The sequence below is a fragment of the Bacillota bacterium genome (assembly GCA_013178305.1).
Taxonomy (GTDB): Bacteria; Bacillota; Sulfobacillia; order JABLXB01; family JABLXB01; genus JABLXB01.
The window spans coordinates 124457-141556 of the sequence record JABLXB010000004.1 but is presented as its reverse complement, the minus strand read 5'-3'; the positions used below and the strand labels follow the sequence as shown (position 1 = coordinate 141556).

Here is a 17100-nt window from a genome sequence, read left to right as displayed (position 1 = left end):
GGTTGAACGGCGTTCCCGTCGACGGCATACGGGTCTCCCGTCGCTCGAATAATAGCCTCATGCAGGCAGGTATGTATTCCAGCACGCAAGCGGGCGCCCTGCTGGGCGCCCTGCGCAGCCTCCTCCCCGCGGTCGCCGTTTCCGTCGCTCTTGCGTTTTCGGTCAATCGCGCTTTGTCGAAGTCCGTGGGTGAGGCGCGGGCAGCGCTCGCAGCGCCGTTTACCGAGGAGATTGTCAAAACGGTCCCCGCGGTACTACTGGGTTCCCCGGTCGTCCCGGCGCACATCCTGTTCGGACTTGCAGAGTCGGTCTACGATTTATGGCGCTCCCCCCGTCGCGGAGGGGCTGCGGCCCTGGCGAGCGTGCTTGGACACGCCGCGTTCGGTGGGGCGACCGCTTTCGCCTGGAGGACGGCGGGGTCGCTTCCGGCTGGGATCGGAGCGGGAATCGCCCTCCACTTTCTTTGGAACTTGCTGGTTACCGGAGGAATGGGTAGTGCCCCTGAGGGGAATCGTTAGGACGCTGCGGGACCACGAGGGATTCGCCTCCCTGATCAGCGGCCTGGAGGAGGGCTGGAATCTCCAGTCTATCACGGGAGTATCCGGCTCGAGCAGGTCACTGGTGCCCGCGGCAATCCGCGAACTCACAAAACGCCCCGTCTTCGTGGTTACGTCCAACATAGTCGAGGCCGAGAGATTCGTCGAGGAATGCGAATCCTGGCTCGGCGCGGGTGAGGCCTGCCTGTTCCCTCCGCTCGAGGCGCTCCCGTTCGAGATAGTGGCGCGCAGCGGTGAGATGGAAGCCGGGAGGGTCTCCGTCCTGGAGCGGCTCGCCACGGGTGGGCGGCCCATAATTGTCGCGCCCATCACCGCCCTGCACAGGCTGGTCGTCCCGCCCGGGGTGATACGCGACGCCTGTCTTACGGTAAGGGCCGGCGACGAAGCCGGGCTGGAAACGATCTCGGCGGCTCTCGCCCGCGCGGGTTACGAGAGACTTAACATAGTCGAGGGCCGCGGCCAGTACGCGGTCCGCGGCGGGATCGTCGACGTGTTCCCTCCGTCGCGGGAATCCCCCGTGAGGCTGGAGTTCTTTGGGGACGAATTGCAGTCCATCCGCGAATTTGACCCAATATCCCAGAAGTCGTCCCACGCGATTACCTCGCTCATCATCGGGCCGGCGCGGGAATTCCTCGTCGGCGAAGACAGGATCGGGGAAGGGCTGGCGCGGATACGGGCCGAGCTCGAGTCGTCGGTAAAGAAGCTCGAGGCGGCCGGGCACAGGTCGTCCGCGAACAGGCTCAAGACAAAGGTGCGGTTCCACCTCGAATGCATTTCCGAGGCTCGCTTTTTCGAGGGCGTCGAGAACTACCTCCCGTACTTCTACCCGGAGACGGCCAGCCTTCTCGACCACGTCCCGCGAGACTCCGTCGTGATCCTCGACGATTATCCGAGGCTCCGCGAATCGTCCGAGCAGACGGAGAAGGATGCCCGCGACGCGTATTCCTCGAGGTTGTCGCAGGGGGCGCTGCTTCCCGCCGAGGCCCTCGCCTATGAATCCTTCGAGCGAGTGATGGAGCGAGTATTCAGTTTCCAGGTGGTACACTTGTCGGTGCTCCCAAGATTGATAGAGGGCAGAGATGCCCGTAACCTGGCGCAGTTCGGCGCCCGGCCCGCCCCATCGTTCCACGGGCAATGGAATTCTCTCATTCAGGAGTTGAAGGGCCGGAAAACCGCCGGGGCGGCGGTCGCGTGCGTGGTAGCGAACGCGGACCGCGTCCGCGCGCTGTCGGCGACGCTGAAGGTGGAGGGCGTCGAGGTCGTCACCGCAGAGTCACTCGACCGCGAACCGCGCGAGGGACAGGTAATCGTGACGACCGGCGCTGTGTCGGAGGGAATGGAGATACCCGCGTTGAGGCTGACGGTTCTCGGCGACGGGGAGATATACGGGAAGACGAAGCGGAAGCGGACGAGCGCGCAGCCCAGGGAGAGGCTTACGGGCATATTCGAGGACCTGAAGGTCGGGGATTACGTGGTTCACGTCAACCACGGGATCGGCAGGTATCTCGGGGTCAAGACCCTCGAAATCGAGGGGGCGCAGAAGGACTACTTCTTCATCAAGTACGCTGGAGCGGATGCGCTCTACGTCCCCACGGACCAGTCCGATCTGATCCACAAGTACATCGGGGGCGAAGGACAGGAACCCAGACTTAACAAGCTCGGCGGCACGGAGTGGTCGCGCGTCAAGAACCGTGTCAGGGAGTCCGTGCGGGAACTGGCCAGAGACCTCCTGCACCTTTACGCAATCAGACAGGCGTCGAAGGGATTCCAGTTCTCCCCCGACACATCGTGGCAGCGCGAGTTCGAGGACGCCTTCAAATACGAGGAGACCCCCGATCAGAGGCAGGCCACGGAGGAAATCAAGGGGGACATGGAAGGGCCACGGGCGATGGACCGCCTCCTCGTGGGCGACGTGGGGTACGGCAAGACCGAGGTCGCTATGCGGGCGGCCTTCAAGGCGGTCAACGACTCCAAACAGGTAGCGGTGCTCGTGCCGACGACCATCCTGGCCCAACAGCACTTCAACACGTTCCGCGAAAGGTTCGAGGACTACCCGATCCGCGTGGAGGTTCTCAGCAGGTTCAGGTCGCCGAAGGAACAGGACCAGGTGGTCAAGGACCTGCGGCTCGGTACCGTGGACATCGTCATCGGCACGCACCGGCTTCTGCAGGACGACATAGCATTCAACAACCTGGGCCTCCTCGTGGTAGACGAGGAACACCGGTTCGGGGTTGCACACAAGGAGAAGATAAAGAGGCTGAAGCAAACGGTAGACGTCCTCACGCTCACCGCCACCCCGATACCCCGGACTCTGCACATGGCGCTCACCGGGTTCCGCGACATGAGCGTGATCGAGACACCGCCCGAGGACCGGTTCCCGGTGCAGACGTTCGTGGTCGAGCAGAGCGATGACCTCGTCAGGGCGGCTGTCGCGCGCGAGCTGCACAGGGGAGGCCAGGTGTACTACGTGCACAACCGCGTCCAGACCATCGAGCGCGTGGCGTCGCGGCTGAGGGCGCTCGTACCGGACGCGAGGATAGCCGTCGCACACGGGCAGATACGAGAGGACCGGCTCGAAAAGACGATGCTCGCGTTCCTCGACGGCGAGTACGACATCCTGCTATGCACGACCATCATCGAGTCCGGGCTCGACATCGCCAACGTCAACACCCTGATAGTCGAGGACGCCGACCACCTCGGGCTGGCGCAGCTCTACCAGCTCCGGGGCAGGGTCGGGCGGTCGAACAGGCTCGCGTACGCGTATTTCATGTATCGCAGGGACAAAGTGCTCCAGGAGCAGGCCGAAAAGAGGCTGGAGGCGATACGCGAGTTCACCGAGTTCGGCTCCGGCTTCAAGATCGCGATGAGGGACCTCGAGATCCGCGGGGCCGGCAACATTCTCGGCGCTGAGCAGCACGGATTCATCGCCTCGGTGGGATTCGACATGTACTGCAGGCTGCTCGAGCAGGCCGTGCGCGAGCTGAAGGGCGAGGAGCTCAGGGAGCCGCCGGCTGTAAGCATCGAGGTGCTCGCCGACGCGTACCTACCCGATTCGTATGTTCCCGACTCGCGGCAGAAGGTGGACCTGTACAAGAAGATCGCCGCGATAAGGGAGACCGGGGACGCCGAGGTCGTGGCTGAAGAGATGAAGGACAGATTCGGCCCCATCCCGCCGCCGGCGGCGAACCTCCTGACCGTCGCACGCGTGAAGATCCTGGCGGCACGCGCGGGCATAACCGCGATCTCCCAGGGCAAGGACAGGATCGAGTTCAGGATCGGCAACCCGGGCCTCTTTCCCGCCGACAGGGCGCACGCCCTGGTCAGGCAATACCGCGGAAGGATGATGATGCCAGGGCGCGGGTTGATATCCATGAAGGTGGACGGCGCGGGCAGGACGGCGCTTCTCCTGGCGACGGAGTCATTCCTCGAGGCGCTCGCCCCGGTGGCATCCGGCGCAGATCAGTAGCGCGTCGCCGGACCGTGGTCCGGCGCGAGCGCCGTGGACCGCGGCTCGCGACGCCGCGTCACCGTCGTTTCGATTATGTCCAGACCAGCAACCGTGGGAGCCGCAGTCTGCCTGAGGTGAGATGGGCAGACGCGGCATTTCTATCCAATTGGCAAAAATGAATAAAAGTAGTAACCCTCTTATATACTATGATTGAACAAGCAGCCGTTTAGCCGCCTGTCGAAGGAGGGGTGATAATGAAAGCAACCGGGATTGTCCGGAGGATCGACGACCTCGGCCGCGTGGTCATTCCCAAGGAAATAAGGCGGACTCTCCGGATCAGGGAAGGGGATCCGCTGGAGATATTCGTGGACAGGGACGGAGAAGTAATCCTCAAGAAATACTCGCCGATAGGTGAACTCGGCGATTTCGCGAAGGAGTACGCCGACTCCCTCTACGAGGCGACGGGCCATATCGCCATGATCGCCGATCGCGATAACATAATCGCAGTCTCTGGCGCTCCGAAGAAGGAGTTTCTTAACAAGGCAATCGGCCCGGCAGTTGAACGGGTCATGGAAGAGCGCAAGGCCGTGATGATTACCAAGCCCGGGGACCACAAGTACTGCAGCGAGTGCCTGACGGCCGACGAAGAGACCGGGTGTAAATTCACAGCCGAGGTCATAGCCCCCATCATCGCGGAGGGGGACCCTATAGGCGCAGTCGTCATCTGTTCGCGCGAACCTGACGTCCAGATGAGCGACCTCGAACTGAAACTCGCGGAGACCGCGGCGGGATTCCTTGCCAAGCAGATGGAGCAGTAGAACCGTCGACAGGCCCGGCTGGCAGCGATAGACGCAACGAGGTGGCGAACGAGAGCGTTCGCTGCCTTTTCATTTCGGGGCCGCCGCGGCGCTCGCGACGGGTTCCGGTCTCGCGGTGTATAATATAGGCTGAATTGGCCGGAAAGGGGAGACCGGTGGGTTGAGGCGGGAGACGTTCTTGGGAGGCGCCTTCATGCTTGCGCTGGCGGGGGTCGTCAGCAAGCTACTCGGGGCGCTGTACAGGATCCCCCTGTATCCCCTGCTCGGCGCGGAGGGCATGGGCCTGTTCCAGATGGCGTACCCCATCTATGCCCTCATCCTCGTCCTCTCGACAACCGGTATCAACATCGCGGTCTCCAAGCTGGTGGCCGAACGCGTTGCGCGCGGCGACGGCCGCGGGGTGTGGAGTGTATTCAGGACGTCCCTGATACTGCTTGCCGCGCTCGGCCTGTTTTTCTCTGCGGCCCTGTTCACCGGCGCCGGTTACATCGCGACCACCGTCACGCGCGACCCGCGCGCGTACCTCTCAATAGCGGCGATCGCGCCCGCCATATTATTCGTGGCCGTCATGTCCGCATACAGGGGACTTTTCCAGGGGATGCAGATGATGACGCCGACGGCCGTGTCCCAGATAGTCGAGCAGATCGTCCGGGTGGGAACGATGATGGCGCTCGCCTACGTGCTCCTCCCCGGCGGCGTCGAGTACGCGGCCGCCGGCGCCAGCTTCGGCGCCGTGACGGGGGCCGTCGCGGGACTGATCTACCTGTTATTCGTGTTCAACAGGGGCCGGCGCGAGGTATTTTCTCTCCCCACGGTCTCGGGGCTGGGATACGACGCGTTTGAGACAGCCAGGCAGATCATTGCGATGGCAATCCCCGTGTCCATCGCAAGCGGCGTCCTCGGCATAATCCAGCTCGTGGACATGGCTGTGGTCCCCGCGAGGCTGCAGGCGAGCGGCATCGCCCCGGAGCTGGCCACGTCGCTCTACGGACAGCTCTCGGGTGGGGCACTTCCGCTGATGAACTTGCCAACGATATTCACGGCCGCGCTGCAGGTGAGCCTCGTGCCCAGCGTGTCCGAGGCAGCCGCGATAGGCGACGGGCTGCTGATCACAACAAGGTCGCGCACCGCCCTCCGGATGACGTTCATCCTGATGCTCCCCGCCATGGCCGGCCTATATCTCCTGGCGAGGCCCATTCCGGCGCTTTTATACGGGGACCCCGAGGTCGGGACGTCTCTGTCCGCGCTGGCATCCGGAGTGCTGTTTCTCGCAGTCCAGCAGGTGACATCCGGCATCCTCCAGGGCATGGGGCTGATGTCGGTGCCGGTGCGCAACCTCCTCTGGGGGGCCGCCGTCAAGTTTGGGCTGACGTGGGCGCTGACCAGCATACCGGCTCTCGGGATAAAGGGGGCCGCATACGGCACGTCCGCGGGGTTCCTGGTGGCGGCCGTGCTGAACATGTTCACGCTCGTCTCCATCCTGGGACACGACATCGTCGATGTCCCGGGGATGTTCGTCAAGCCCGGGATATCCACGGCGGTCATGGGCGTAACCGTGGTGGCGCTACACCGCTGGCTGGCGATACTTTCCGGTCGAGAATCGGTCGCCACCCTCCTCGCCATCTTTGCGGGGATTACCACGTATATCGTTACGCTGATACTCACAGGCGGTATGACCTCGCGGGATTTCGAGATAATCCCCCGTGTGGGATCATCCATGGCGGAGTTCCTCGTTCGATTGGGGCTGATTGGCAAGTGAACTGTCTCAGACTGGTCGGGCTCGGGCCGGGCGCCGAGTGGCAGCTACCCGGGCGAAACCTTGAAGCACTGCAGGGTTCGAGGAGGGTTTTTCTTCGCACCTCCGTACACCCTTCGGTTGTGACGCTCGATCGCCGTGGCATACGCTATACAACCTTCGACCGGCTTTACGAGGAGAGCGCGACGTTCGACGAGGTGTATTCGAGTATAACGCAGGTCGTCCTGGATGAGGCAGCCTCGGGGGGCGTCGTGGCGTACGCTGTGCCCGGTCACCCGTTCTTCGGGGAGGCCACGGTAGCCCGCATCGTCCGCAGCGCAAAGGAACGGGGTATCCGCTACGAAGTATACCCCGCCATGAGTTTCCTCGACGTGGTCTGTGCCACGCTGGAAATCGATCCCCTGTCGGGCCTCGAGATCGTCGACGGCTGCGCAATCGACGACAACCCGCCGAGCGGCGTGAGGGACGTCGTGGTTTCACAGATCTACAACAGGAAAACGGCCTCGGACGTCAAGCTCGCCCTCATGACCAGGTACCCCGACGAGCACGAGGTGGCTTTGGTCTACTCTGCCGGCGTGGCGGGCGAGGAGAGGGTTTCGCGGATACCGCTCTACGATCTCGACAGGATCGCGTCGGACCACCTTACGACTCTGTATGTTCCGCGGCTGTCGTCGGAGAAGGCGAGCAACGACCCCGCTGAAAGGGTCTCACGCTGGCCTCTTGACCCCATCGTCGGCGTGATCGCGCGCCTTCGTGGGCCGGATGGGTGCCCCTGGGACAGGGAACAGACGCACGAGAGCCTCCGGCAGTACGTAATCGAAGAGGCGTACGAGGTCGTGGACGCCGTCAATCAGGGCGATACGAATAAACTCTGTGAGGAATTGGGAGACTTACTGCTGCAAGTCGTGCTGCACTCCCGCATCGCCGAAGAGGGCGGGGCATTCGACGTCAACCGCGTTGTGGATGTGGTTACCAGGAAAATGATCAGGCGCCACGCCCACGTGTTCGGCGGTAAGAAGGCCGCTTCCAGCGATGAGGTCGTGGACCGGTGGGACGCCATTAAGCGAAGCGAGCGCGGCGAGCGTGAGGAGCGCGGCGAGCCCGTCGAAGGCGGGCAAATAGCGCCGCCCAAGGGGCAGCCGGCCCTGATGAGAGCGTACGAGGTCCAGAGAGCGGCGGCCAGGGTCGGGTTTGACTGGGAGAGGGTCGAGGATGTACTCGGAAAAGTGCAGGAGGAGGTCGGTGAACTGATCTCTGCGGTCGAATCGCGGGTCTCCGACCGGGTAGAGGATGAAATCGGCGACGTCCTGTTCAGTGTGGTTAATGCATGCCGGTTCCTTGGGATAAACCCCGAGGTTGCGCTGTCGGGTACTGTGAAGAAGTTCATCAACAGGTTCGGGTACATCGAGGCCGCTGCAGCCCGGATGGGGAAGGACCTGATCGAGATGACGCTTAAGGAGATGGACGCCCTCTGGGAGGAATCCAAGAGCCGGGCAGGCTCTTGAGGAGGAAAAACCTACCGGAACGACGAACTACGGGCCACTGTGTGTGTTTTCAGGTATGACGGGGAGGGATTTGATTGAACAAGGCGGAACTCGTATCAGCCGTTGCCGAGAAAACCGGGATCACCAAGAAAGACACCGAGAAGGTAATCAATTCGACCGTCGACGCAATCCAGGAGGCCCTGTCCAAGAACGACAAGGTTTCTCTGGTGGGGTTCGGAACTTTTGAAGTGAGGCAGCGGGCGGCCCGCAAGGGGCGCAACCCCAAGACCGGCGAAGAGATCAGCATTGAGGCTACCAAAGTCCCGGTTTTCAGGGCGGGCAAGGCGCTTAAGGATACGATAAAGTAGCGAAGTATTGAGGAATCAGGTTCGCGAAGACTCGCTGAGACGGACCTGATTCTGCTTTTGGGAAGAGATTTACGCTTCGGCCGGTGAGCCGCACGTGGGAGAGAGCGGAGCCGTGAGGGTAGACAAGTATCTCAAGGTCAGCAGGTTGATAAAGCGCAGGACAGTCGCCCAGGAAGCCTGCTCGGCGGGGCGCGTGCTGGTCAACGGGCGTCAGGCCAAACCAGGCACGGAGGTTGAGCCCGGGGATTCGATCACCGTCGAGTTCGGCAACAGGACGCTGGAAGTGGAGGTGCTCGACGCAAGGGAGACTGCCTGTGTCAGCCAGGCGGGCCAGATGTACCGCGTGAAGGGAGAGACAAGGCACGGCATATCCTCCTCAGACGAGCATACGTATTAGGCGAGGGGGAATCGCCGATGGACGACAGGGATTTCGACCTTGCCAAGGACCACGAGATACACGTCGTCAACCGAGAGAAGATCACCATACGAGGTGTGCTCCGCGTTGAGAGCTTCGACGACCAGGAAATAGTCATGGACACGGACTACGGCGCGCTTACGGTGCGCGGCGAGGAGCTCACGATCAAGCAACTCGACGTGGACGACGGGAGTTTCTCGGTGGATGGGCTGGTGCACGGATTCCAGTATTCGCCGGACGTCGGGTCGCGGAGCAAGCGGAAAGGGAAAGGGATTCTGGAGCGGCTTTTCAGATAGGCGCGGGGTCGCGACGTGGAATCCCTCGACATCGAGATCTACAGGATGTCCGTGATGCTCCTGGCCGGCGTGGCGGCCGGGCTGCTCTTCGACATATACCGCATCTTCAGGTGGGTAACCTCACCGCGGGGCATCGTCGTGTATCTCGAGGACGCTATCTTCTGGCTAGTCCTGACCCCACTCCTCGTGTTCGCCCTCATCGTCTCCAACTGGGTTAACCTCAGGCTCTACGCCTTCGTGGGATTCGCCCTCGGTTTCGCGGTGTACCTGGTTTTCGGAAGCCCCGCCGTCGTGCTTGCACTCAAGTTCGTCGCGACCTGCCTTATCCAGTTGGTGCGCGCCGTGCGGCAGGCTGCCCGCCGGGCGTGCGCGGCCTGCCGGTCGTTCGCCAGGCGCGTGGCGCGACGGCTGAAGGGCCTGCGCAAGCCGGCGGCTCGCGCGGCGCGGAAGGCGGTAGGCCGGCTGCGGCCGGTCGGCAGAAGACTTCGAGGGGCGGCACTTCGTCTGCTGCGGCTCGGAAAGAAGTGATTGTGGCGAAATGCCGGCTCCAGACTACTCCTTTTTTTGCGCTTCGATATAATGCACGACTGCTTCTACGAAGCCCCTGATGTCTGAGATACGATTAAGAGACTCATGCATTCTGCGCGGGTCCAGTGTTAGATAGCCGTGTACAAGGACGTTCCGGAACCCAGCCATCCTGGCGAGGCTCTCGGAGAGGGTGTCGTCGATAACCCCAAGGCTGCCCAGGGAGACAAACACATCCCTGTAGCTTTCGGGCGAGGGGCCTCCCATTGAGGCCAGGAGGTGGGTTCCCAGGTCTATACAGCACTGGATGGCAACCTCAAGGTTCCTTTCAACCTGGTCCCTGATGGAGGCATCTTCCACCAGCGTTTTGACGCTGGTGTTTGAAAGAGAGTATAGCCTTTCAAGTCGTCTCTCGAGCTCCTGGAGCAAGCTGAGAACGGTCTTCTCGTCTACCACCAAAGGAGCCCTCCTTAACCCGCTTAGCAGTGTAGCGCCAGAAAAGGTCTCGCATGAATCCTCTATCCAAGTAGTCCAGGACGATCCGGACCCAAAAACGTTGTCGCTGCAGTTCGTCCCTGCAGAACAGGAGTTTGCCGTCGCGAATCACCGAATACGCGAGCTCGGGCGAGGCATCATTCAAGGGCACAACGTCAACGTTGGAGGTTCGCAGAATGGATGACAGCCTGGCCGCAATGTCAAGGGCCCTGTAAAACCGCTGATCAGCAGGAACCCGGGGGTCCAGGTAAACCGCAAAATCCAGGTCGCTCAGGGATCCTGCGGTGCCCCTGGCGACAGAGCCGAAAAGGTAGCAGAATAGTATGTCATCGTCGCGACCGAGCATTTCGACGATTGCAGGAACTTTGTTGAGCACCCTTTGGACGGGACTGGCGGACTGCTCTCTGGTCGTCGCATTCGACCTCCGGCGCGCAAATTGGATGTGCTGTCCTGCTGAACCAATTCTATTGTGGTTGAGCGAATTCCACAATATGCGCGTGCGGTGCCCTGCAGGGTTCCTACGCCGCTACTCTGATGAGAAGCGACCTCACCGCGCCCCCAACTCTCCCGACAATCAGACATCGATATAGGGAAATTCTTCCGGCCCCCTGATGTGAGCAAGGCCGTCAGGCCCTTTCTTCCTTGTCCTAGTACTACTGCGTTACGTTCTGCGTGGGAGTGGGCCAAGGAAATCACGAAGTCTGAGGCGATGCAGTTCGTTAAGCCGATCATTGCGAGCGTTGACTCGACGTTCGGCATCGATTACAATACGTGACAGAGACAACCTCATAGAGGGCACGGAATGACTATCCGAGTCAAAGCCCCTACAGCGCCGGTGTGCTCTTGGCCGGCGCCAGGGGGCGCGACTGACAGGGCGCCGCCGGAAACGGTGTCGCCTCCCGCGTTTGGAAAGGAAGTCAGCATGGATTGACGGGCTGAGGCCACCATGGCGGGAAGGATGGTGGCCTTTGTGTTGTACGCGGGGTCGCGCGGGCCGCCTGCACCGGGGAGTCCGGCCTGCCCTAATAAAGGAGTGGGACGAACGATGAGGTCGCGTACGAGTGCCGTGATCACCTTTGCCCTCCTGGGTACCATTCTGACGGTAGCGGGCTGCGGCAAACCAGTCGAGAGAAAGCCGCTTGTGCTCGCCACCACCACCAGCACCGCAGACACAGGCCTTCTGGATGTGCTCAACCCCGCCTTTGAGAAGAAGTTCCCTTACACGGTCAAGACCATCGCCGTGGGCACCGGGGAAGCGCTCAAGCTCGGCGAGAAGAAAGAGGCCGATGTCCTCCTGGTTCACGCCCGCAAGAGCGAGGACAAGTTCATGGCGGACGGGTTCGGGACGAGGCGCCTCGACGTGATGTACAACGACTTCGTCCTGGTCGGGTCGAAAGACGACCCCGCGAAGATAAGGGGCCTCAAGGAAGCCAAAGCGGCACTCGCCGCCATCGCCGGCTCGAATAGCACGTTCATCACGCGCGGCGACAATTCGGGAACACATCAGAAAGAGAAGCAGCTCTGGGAGGCGGCGGGGATCAAGCCCGAGGGCGCCTGGTACGTTTCGACGGGCCAGGGAATGGGCGCCAGCCTGAAGATAGCCAGCGAAAAGAAGGGCTATACCCTTTCCGACCGTGGCACCTACCTCGCGACGAAAGGCCTGGACCTGGAGATCCTGGTCGAGAAGGATCCGGCGCTCCTCAACCCGTATGGTGTAATCGAGGTGAAGGGCGCGAAGAACACCGATGGCGCCAAGGCCTACGCCGGCTTCATCACCTCGGCCGAGGGTCAGAAGATAATCGCGGATTACGGAAAGGATAAGTTCGGGCAGCCGTTGTTCTTCCCGTCGGCTTCCCAGGGCAAGTAGCAGCGAGAATGACGAGCGCCGGGCCGGCGGCTGCGGGGCAACCGCCCCGGAGGCCGCCGGCCCCACCGGTGTGGGCCGGGAGGTCATTAGTTGGCATCCATCCTGGAATCAATCGTCGAGGCAATCAGGCTGCTCATTAGCCTCGACCCCGAGGTCGTGGGGATTGCGTGGCTGTCCCTCAGGGTTTCGGGGGCGGCTACCTGCGTTTCCATCCTGCTCGGAGTCCCGGCGGGCGTGCTCCTGGCCCTCAACGATTTCCCGGGGAGGCGGCTCGTGATCGGCCTCGTGAACACGGGGATGGGGTTGCCCCCGGTTGTCGTGGGTCTCATCGTCTCGATGCTGTTCTGGCGCAGCGGCCCGTTCGGGCAATTCGAGATGATGTACACGCCCGGCGTTATGATCATAGCCCAGGTGTGCATTGCGCTGCCCATCGTTACGGGGCTCTCGCTCGCCGCCATACAACAGCTCAATCCAAGGCTCAGGCTGCAATCCCTCGCGCTCGGCGCGAGCAAGATCCAATCGATGATGCTGCTCGTCAGGGAGTCCAGGCTTCCGATGCTCGCAGCGATCATGGCCGGCTTCGGCGGCGTGATATCCGAGGTCGGCGCTGTGATGATGGTGGGCGGGAATATCAAGGGGCAAACCCGGGTGCTCACCACCGCCATGGTGCTGGAGAGCAGGATGGGGCATTTCGAAATGGCTCTCGCGCTGGGCATCCTTCTTCTCGGACTGTCTTTCGGAGTAAACGCCGTACTGACAAATCTCCAGCAGAAAGGGGCGAGGAGATGGACCGGCCGCTCATAGAGACGGTGGACCTCGCCCGCGACTACGACGGGCGTACCGTGGTAGACGTCGACCACCTTGGGATTGCGGAAGGCGACGTGTTGGGGCTGCTCGGCAGGAACGGCTCGGGCAAGAGCACGCTTCTGCGGCTGCTTTGCCTCCTGGAAGAGCCGTCCCGCGGGGATGTGCTGTTCGCAGGCCGCCGTCTTGACACAGAGGCCGAAAGGCTCTCTCAGCGGCGAAAGATGGCCATGGTGTTTCAGGAGCCGCTGCTCTTCAGCGGGACGGTCCGGTTCAACATCTCCTATGGGCTGAGTGTGAGGGGGGCCGGAGCGGCGGAGGTTCGCTCGCGGTGCGAACGAACGCTCGAGATCCTGGGGATAACCCATCTCGCCGGCCGCAACGTCGACACCCTGTCAGGGGGCGAGGCGCAGAGGGTCAGCCTCGCGCGGGCCCTCGTCACCGGCCCCGAGGTGCTCTTCCTGGATGAACCCATGGCAAATCTCGATGCCCCAACCAGGCAATCGTTCAAGCGCGATCTCGCCAGGGTGCTGTCGGACCTCGGCGTGACGGCCGTCTACGTGACGCACGACATCAGCGAGGCGCTGTACCTGTGCAACAGGGTCGCGGTGATGAGTTCCGGGCGCATAGTCCAGGACTCTACCCCCACGGAAGTGTGGAACCGTCCCGCCACAGCCGAGGCCGCCTCGCTCGTCGGCATCGAGACCCTCATCCCCGGGTTCGTAATTGGACGCAACGGCAGCGGCAGTCTCGTTTCGGTAAGCGAGACGGCGAATAGGGCTACCCTGATCTCGGACAGGCCCGCTCCCGAGGGCGCAAGAGTCTGCGTGTGCATAAGGCCCGAGAACGTGGTCTGTTCGCGGGAACCGGTGGAGGGCGCCGCCAACCGGTTCTCAGCCGGGATCACGGACATCGAACCGCTTGCGACCGGCGCCAGGCTGACCCTCGATTGTGGTTTCATCCTCGTGGCGCACGTTGGACCGCGCGCCGTCCAGTCACTGGCACTCCATCGCGGCGGCCGCGTGCACGTAGGCTTCTCCGCGTCCGACGCCCACCTGATCGTCTAGGCCACGCCCACCTCTCTCCTCAGCCACTCTGCGGGTGCAGTACCCGCCTGCGGCGCCATCGCGTGCCTGTCTTCCTCCATTTGCCCCGGTTTCGGGGACCCTCCGTTGACAAAAAGGAGGAAAACTCACCCGCGCCACGAAACATATAGATCCCGTACGAAAATTGTCCACATACTGTGTAAAACTTGTGGATAACATCGTGTGGAATCGGGCACGGAGACCGGTGGTTTCCCTTGCAGGTTGAGATCAGGGGCGCTGAAAGGCTGAGTTTCAGAGAACGGCAGGTCGTTGTCCTTAAGGAGATGGGGTACTCTTCGGAGGAGATCTCCGCTCGCCTCGGCATTGCGGCTGGGACCGTGGCGACCCTGTACAACCGCGCGAAGACGAAGGGGTACCAACTCGTGATAGTTATCTCAGGCGACCCGCTGGCGCTGTTCGGCGACGAGGCCGGGCTCGACGAGAGGCCGGGAGCGAAGGAGGGCTGAGGACGGGTTGTACGCTTCAAGAGACCTGAGGGACCTCATGACCTCAACGGCGAAACTCGAGCGTAAGAGACCCAGGCGAAAGCGGACTAACAAGCTGGTCGTTATCGCCGTAGTACTCGCGCTGCTCTATGCCTTTGCCAACCAGGAACTGCGCCTCTGGTCCGTCAGGGCGCAGGAAAGGCGCATCGAGGACGAGATCCGCGCTCAGGAGATAAAGAGCCAGATCCTCAAGGAACAGATCAAGGCGCTTCAGACCGACGAGTATATCGAGAAGGTAGCGCGGGAGCAGCTGGGGTGGATAAAGAAGGGGGAGATCCAGTACCTCCCCGAGCAGCGCCACTAGAGGGCTCGTCGACGAGCCCGCCGCCTGGCCCGTCGCCCTGCCTTTCGCCCTGCGAACCACCCCGGCTCAAGGCCACCATCCTGTCCACCACGGCGATGTACATCGCCGATTCGAGGCAATACCATGGCTGCGGGCCGCCGTTCTCAACGAACTGGCTCGTCGAACTGCGGATGAACTCCAGCGCCCTGCCGTAATCCCCCATGACCGTCGCCGCCCAGGCGACCATTCCCCAGGGAAAGCCGGGCCTCCTCTCGACGTCCGGCCAGTAGGGGAAACTCCGGTTGAACTTCTCGTACAGCATCCTCGCCCTCGCGGATGATGGCGAGATGAGCCCGTTGACGACCGGGTAAAGCTGCGACACCGCGTCAGGATACCATTTGCGCCACGCCGGCATGGAAGCGTGGTCCACGCGGTCTATCCTCCAGGCGTATGCCCCGGTTTTCTCGTCCCACATGCGGTATTCGACGGCGGCGGCGACCCGCGCTGCCCTGTCGTGGTACCAGCCGGCCGCTTCCTTCTCGCCGATGGAATCGAGAACGACGGCCCAGTCCTCCAGCCCCCTGAACGCCTCGGCGTTATCCATCAGGTACTTCGTGGAGTCTCTCGGCTTGACCCGCACCAGCCCGTCCTTGTCCTGCAGGGAGATGATCACCTGGGCGACGACGTCGATCCGGTTCATCCTGCGCCTCGCGAACTCGCTATCACCGGTTGCCTCGACGTACCTCCGGATCAGCGTCAGGAAAGTGGCCGCATAGCTGTCGGCCGAGTCGTAGTTTCGGGTGGAGATGAGGTCCTGCCCGTGCACCCTGTAGTCGTATATCGTCCCGTACATGCCCCACCTGTCCGGCATGTTCAGGCTGGCGAGGTACCAGTCGACGTACATCGCGACGACGGTGGGCACGCGATTCACCAGGGCGAGCATGGAGAGGTTCGAGAAATACGGTATAACCCGCTGCCTGTCGGGCGTGAGGGCGAGCGCCCCGCTCGGGTGGGCGGACAGGAGCAGCCATCGAAGCTCCGTGTTCAACGCGGGAGCCAGTTCCCCAACCCCCTCGAGGCTCACGGAAGGATAGGGCGACAGCCGGGCGGTCGAGATCCTCACTGCCGAGGTCGCGAATAGCGCGACCAGGACAAGGGCGACCAGCCGGATGCTGGCCGGCCGTGTGAGGCGCGGAGCCTGGACAATGGGCGCGGTAGCGCCGGCATCGGAGTATGGGCTGGCAACGTGGCGCAAGAAAGGAAAACCTCCCCGCGAACGCCGGTAGCACAAACCGTATTCGGGGAGGTTCTATATTGGACTACAAAAGACCTGCTCAGAGCACCAAGCCGATTCGTTCTTTGGCAAGGTTCAGCGTACGGCTCGCGATGGCCCTGGCCTTGGCCGCTCCCTCATTCAGGATCCTGTCGATCTCACCGGATTCGGAAACCTGCCTGAAGCGTTCCTGGAACGGCCGCAGGTGCTCGGCGACAACCGCCCCGAGGTCCTTCTTGAGGTCGCTGTACCCTTTGCCGGCATACCTCTCTTCCAGGACCTGCACCGGTTCGGCCGAGCACAGTGAATAAATACTCAGCAGGTTACTTATCGCCGGCTTCTCGGCCGGGTCGTACCTGATCTCTCTCCCCGAGTCGGTGACCGCGCGGGAGACTTTCTTCCGTATCAGGTCCGGCGGGTCCAGGAGGCCGATGTAGCTGTCGGGGTTGGCGTTGCTCTTGCTCATCTTCGATTTCGGGTTGTCCAGGGACATGATCCTGGCGCCTACCTCCGGGATATGCGGCTCGGGCAGGGCGAACGTGGCGCCGAAGCGCTTGTTGAACCGTTCCGCGATATCTCGCGTGAGCTCGACGTGTTGCTTCTGGTCGGCCCCGACCGGCACCACGTCGGTCTGGTAGAGGAGGATATCGGCGGCCATCAGCACGGGGTAGGTGAACAGGCCCGCCGTGACCGATTCCTTCCCTTCGGATTTCTCCTTGAACTGGGTCATCCGCCCCAGCTCGCCGAACGTTGTGACGCACGACAGGAGCCAGCTGAGCTCCGCGTGCTCGTGCACGTGGGACTGCACGAACAGTATCACCCTGGCGGGGTCCAGTCCCACCGCGACGAGTGTGGCAGTGGTGTCGAGTATCCTGCGCCTCAGTTCCTCGGGGTCGATCGGCACCGTCAGGGCGTGAAGGTCGACCACGCAATACACGCAATCGTGAGTATCCTGGAGCCTGGCCCAGTGTTTCATCGCGCCGAGGTAGTTTCCCAGTGTGAGAATACCGCTCGGTTGTATGCCCGAGAACACCCGCTTCTTCTGGTTCATCGCCGACCCCCTCCAACGCCTCAAACCCCGTTACTGGCAGGGTCCTGTTGCCTATTCTACTACCCGGAA

18 protein-coding genes and 1 riboswitch are annotated in these 17100 nt (G+C 62.3%); of the genes, 14 read left to right on the top strand and 4 right to left on the bottom strand.

Going from position 1 to position 17100, the window contains the following annotated elements; translation table 11 throughout:
- The first annotated feature begins 59 nt into the window (after positions 1-59).
- The 9 genes from HPY55_10670 (at position 60) to yabQ (ending at position 9670) form a co-directional block, all read left to right on the top strand.
- The gene (locus HPY55_10670) at positions 60-518 is read left to right on the top strand and encodes a hypothetical protein (GenBank protein ID NPV71090.1); all 459 of its coding nucleotides are present in this window, start codon (positions 60-62) and stop codon (positions 516-518) included.
- Entirely contained in the window at positions 496-4023 is a 3528-nt protein-coding gene (gene mfd, locus HPY55_10665) for a transcription-repair coupling factor (protein NPV71089.1), read from the top strand. Before HPY55_10670 ends, mfd begins: the two co-directional genes overlap by 23 nt.
- Before the next feature lie 236 nt (positions 4024-4259).
- The gene (gene spoVT / locus HPY55_10660) at positions 4260-4823 is read left to right on the top strand and encodes a stage V sporulation protein T (GenBank protein NPV71088.1); all 564 of its coding nucleotides are present in this window, start codon (positions 4260-4262) and stop codon (positions 4821-4823) included.
- 193 nt (positions 4824-5016) lie between these two features.
- Positions 5017-6582 (top strand): polysaccharide biosynthesis protein, encoded by a 1566-nt coding sequence (locus tag HPY55_10655; protein ID NPV71087.1) that lies wholly within the window; start codon positions 5017-5019, stop codon positions 6580-6582.
- A complete protein-coding gene (gene mazG / locus HPY55_10650; GenBank protein ID NPV71086.1) occupies positions 6579-8084 on the top strand; it encodes a nucleoside triphosphate pyrophosphohydrolase in 1506 nt (501 codons plus the stop codon). Before HPY55_10655 ends, mazG begins: the two co-directional genes overlap by 4 nt.
- Before the next feature lie 74 nt (positions 8085-8158).
- Positions 8159-8431 carry an HU family DNA-binding protein gene (locus HPY55_10645; GenBank protein ID NPV71085.1) on the top strand — a complete coding sequence of 91 codons (273 nt, stop codon included), beginning with the start codon at positions 8159-8161 and terminating at the stop codon, positions 8429-8431.
- 112 nt (positions 8432-8543) lie between these two features.
- Positions 8544-8828, top strand: a complete 285-nt coding sequence (locus HPY55_10640; GenBank protein ID NPV71084.1) for an RNA-binding S4 domain-containing protein — start codon at positions 8544-8546, stop codon at positions 8826-8828.
- A gap of 17 nt (positions 8829-8845) precedes the next feature.
- Positions 8846-9142: a sporulation protein YabP gene (gene yabP / locus HPY55_10635; GenBank protein ID NPV71083.1), complete on the top strand. Its 297-nt coding sequence runs from the start codon at positions 8846-8848 to the stop codon at positions 9140-9142.
- A 15-nt stretch (positions 9143-9157) separates the two neighbouring features.
- The gene (gene yabQ / locus HPY55_10630) at positions 9158-9670 is read left to right on the top strand and encodes a spore cortex biosynthesis protein YabQ (GenBank protein NPV71082.1); all 513 of its coding nucleotides are present in this window, start codon (positions 9158-9160) and stop codon (positions 9668-9670) included.
- 24 nt (positions 9671-9694) lie between these two features.
- On the opposite strand, the gene HPY55_10625 is transcribed toward yabQ, so the two are convergent.
- Both HPY55_10625 and HPY55_10620 read right to left on the bottom strand, forming a co-directional pair.
- On the bottom strand, positions 9695-10123 hold the full coding sequence (locus HPY55_10625) for a DUF86 domain-containing protein (protein ID NPV71081.1): 429 nt from the start codon (positions 10121-10123) through the stop codon (positions 9695-9697).
- Entirely contained in the window at positions 10068-10538 is a 471-nt protein-coding gene (locus HPY55_10620; protein NPV71080.1) for a nucleotidyltransferase domain-containing protein, read from the bottom strand. The genes HPY55_10625 and HPY55_10620 overlap by 56 nt, the downstream gene beginning before the upstream one ends.
- 420 nt (positions 10539-10958) lie before the next feature.
- Positions 10959-11093: riboswitch (molybdenum cofactor riboswitch) on the top strand.
- Between the two features lie 114 nt (positions 11094-11207).
- Between HPY55_10620 and HPY55_10615 the strand changes: the two genes are divergently transcribed.
- From HPY55_10615 to HPY55_10595, 5 genes are all read left to right on the top strand, one after another.
- Positions 11208-12029, top strand: coding sequence for a solute-binding protein (locus HPY55_10615; GenBank protein ID NPV71079.1), 822 nt, complete (start codon positions 11208-11210; stop codon positions 12027-12029).
- Between the two features lie 90 nt (positions 12030-12119).
- On the top strand, positions 12120-12833 hold the full coding sequence (locus tag HPY55_10610; protein ID NPV71078.1) for an ABC transporter permease: 714 nt from the start codon (positions 12120-12122) through the stop codon (positions 12831-12833).
- On the top strand, positions 12815-13900 hold the full coding sequence (locus tag HPY55_10605; protein ID NPV71077.1) for an ABC transporter ATP-binding protein: 1086 nt from the start codon (positions 12815-12817) through the stop codon (positions 13898-13900). Before HPY55_10610 ends, HPY55_10605 begins: the two co-directional genes overlap by 19 nt.
- 233 nt (positions 13901-14133) lie before the next feature.
- Entirely contained in the window at positions 14134-14385 is a 252-nt protein-coding gene (locus HPY55_10600; protein ID NPV71076.1) for a sigma-70 region 4 domain-containing protein, read from the top strand.
- 7 nt (positions 14386-14392) lie between these two features.
- Positions 14393-14728 (top strand): septum formation initiator family protein, encoded by a 336-nt coding sequence (locus HPY55_10595; GenBank protein ID NPV71075.1) that lies wholly within the window; start codon positions 14393-14395, stop codon positions 14726-14728.
- On the opposite strand, the gene HPY55_10590 is transcribed toward HPY55_10595, so the two are convergent.
- Both HPY55_10590 and trpS read right to left on the bottom strand, forming a co-directional pair.
- Complete coding sequence (locus tag HPY55_10590; protein ID NPV71074.1) at positions 14625-15962, bottom strand: hypothetical protein; 1338 nt, start codon at positions 15960-15962, stop codon at positions 14625-14627. The two genes, HPY55_10595 and HPY55_10590, sit on opposite strands and share 104 nt — an antisense overlap.
- 79 nt (positions 15963-16041) lie before the next feature.
- Complete coding sequence (gene trpS, locus HPY55_10585) at positions 16042-17031, bottom strand: tryptophan--tRNA ligase (GenBank protein ID NPV71073.1); 990 nt, start codon at positions 17029-17031, stop codon at positions 16042-16044.
- Positions 17032-17100: the final 69 nt, after the last annotated feature.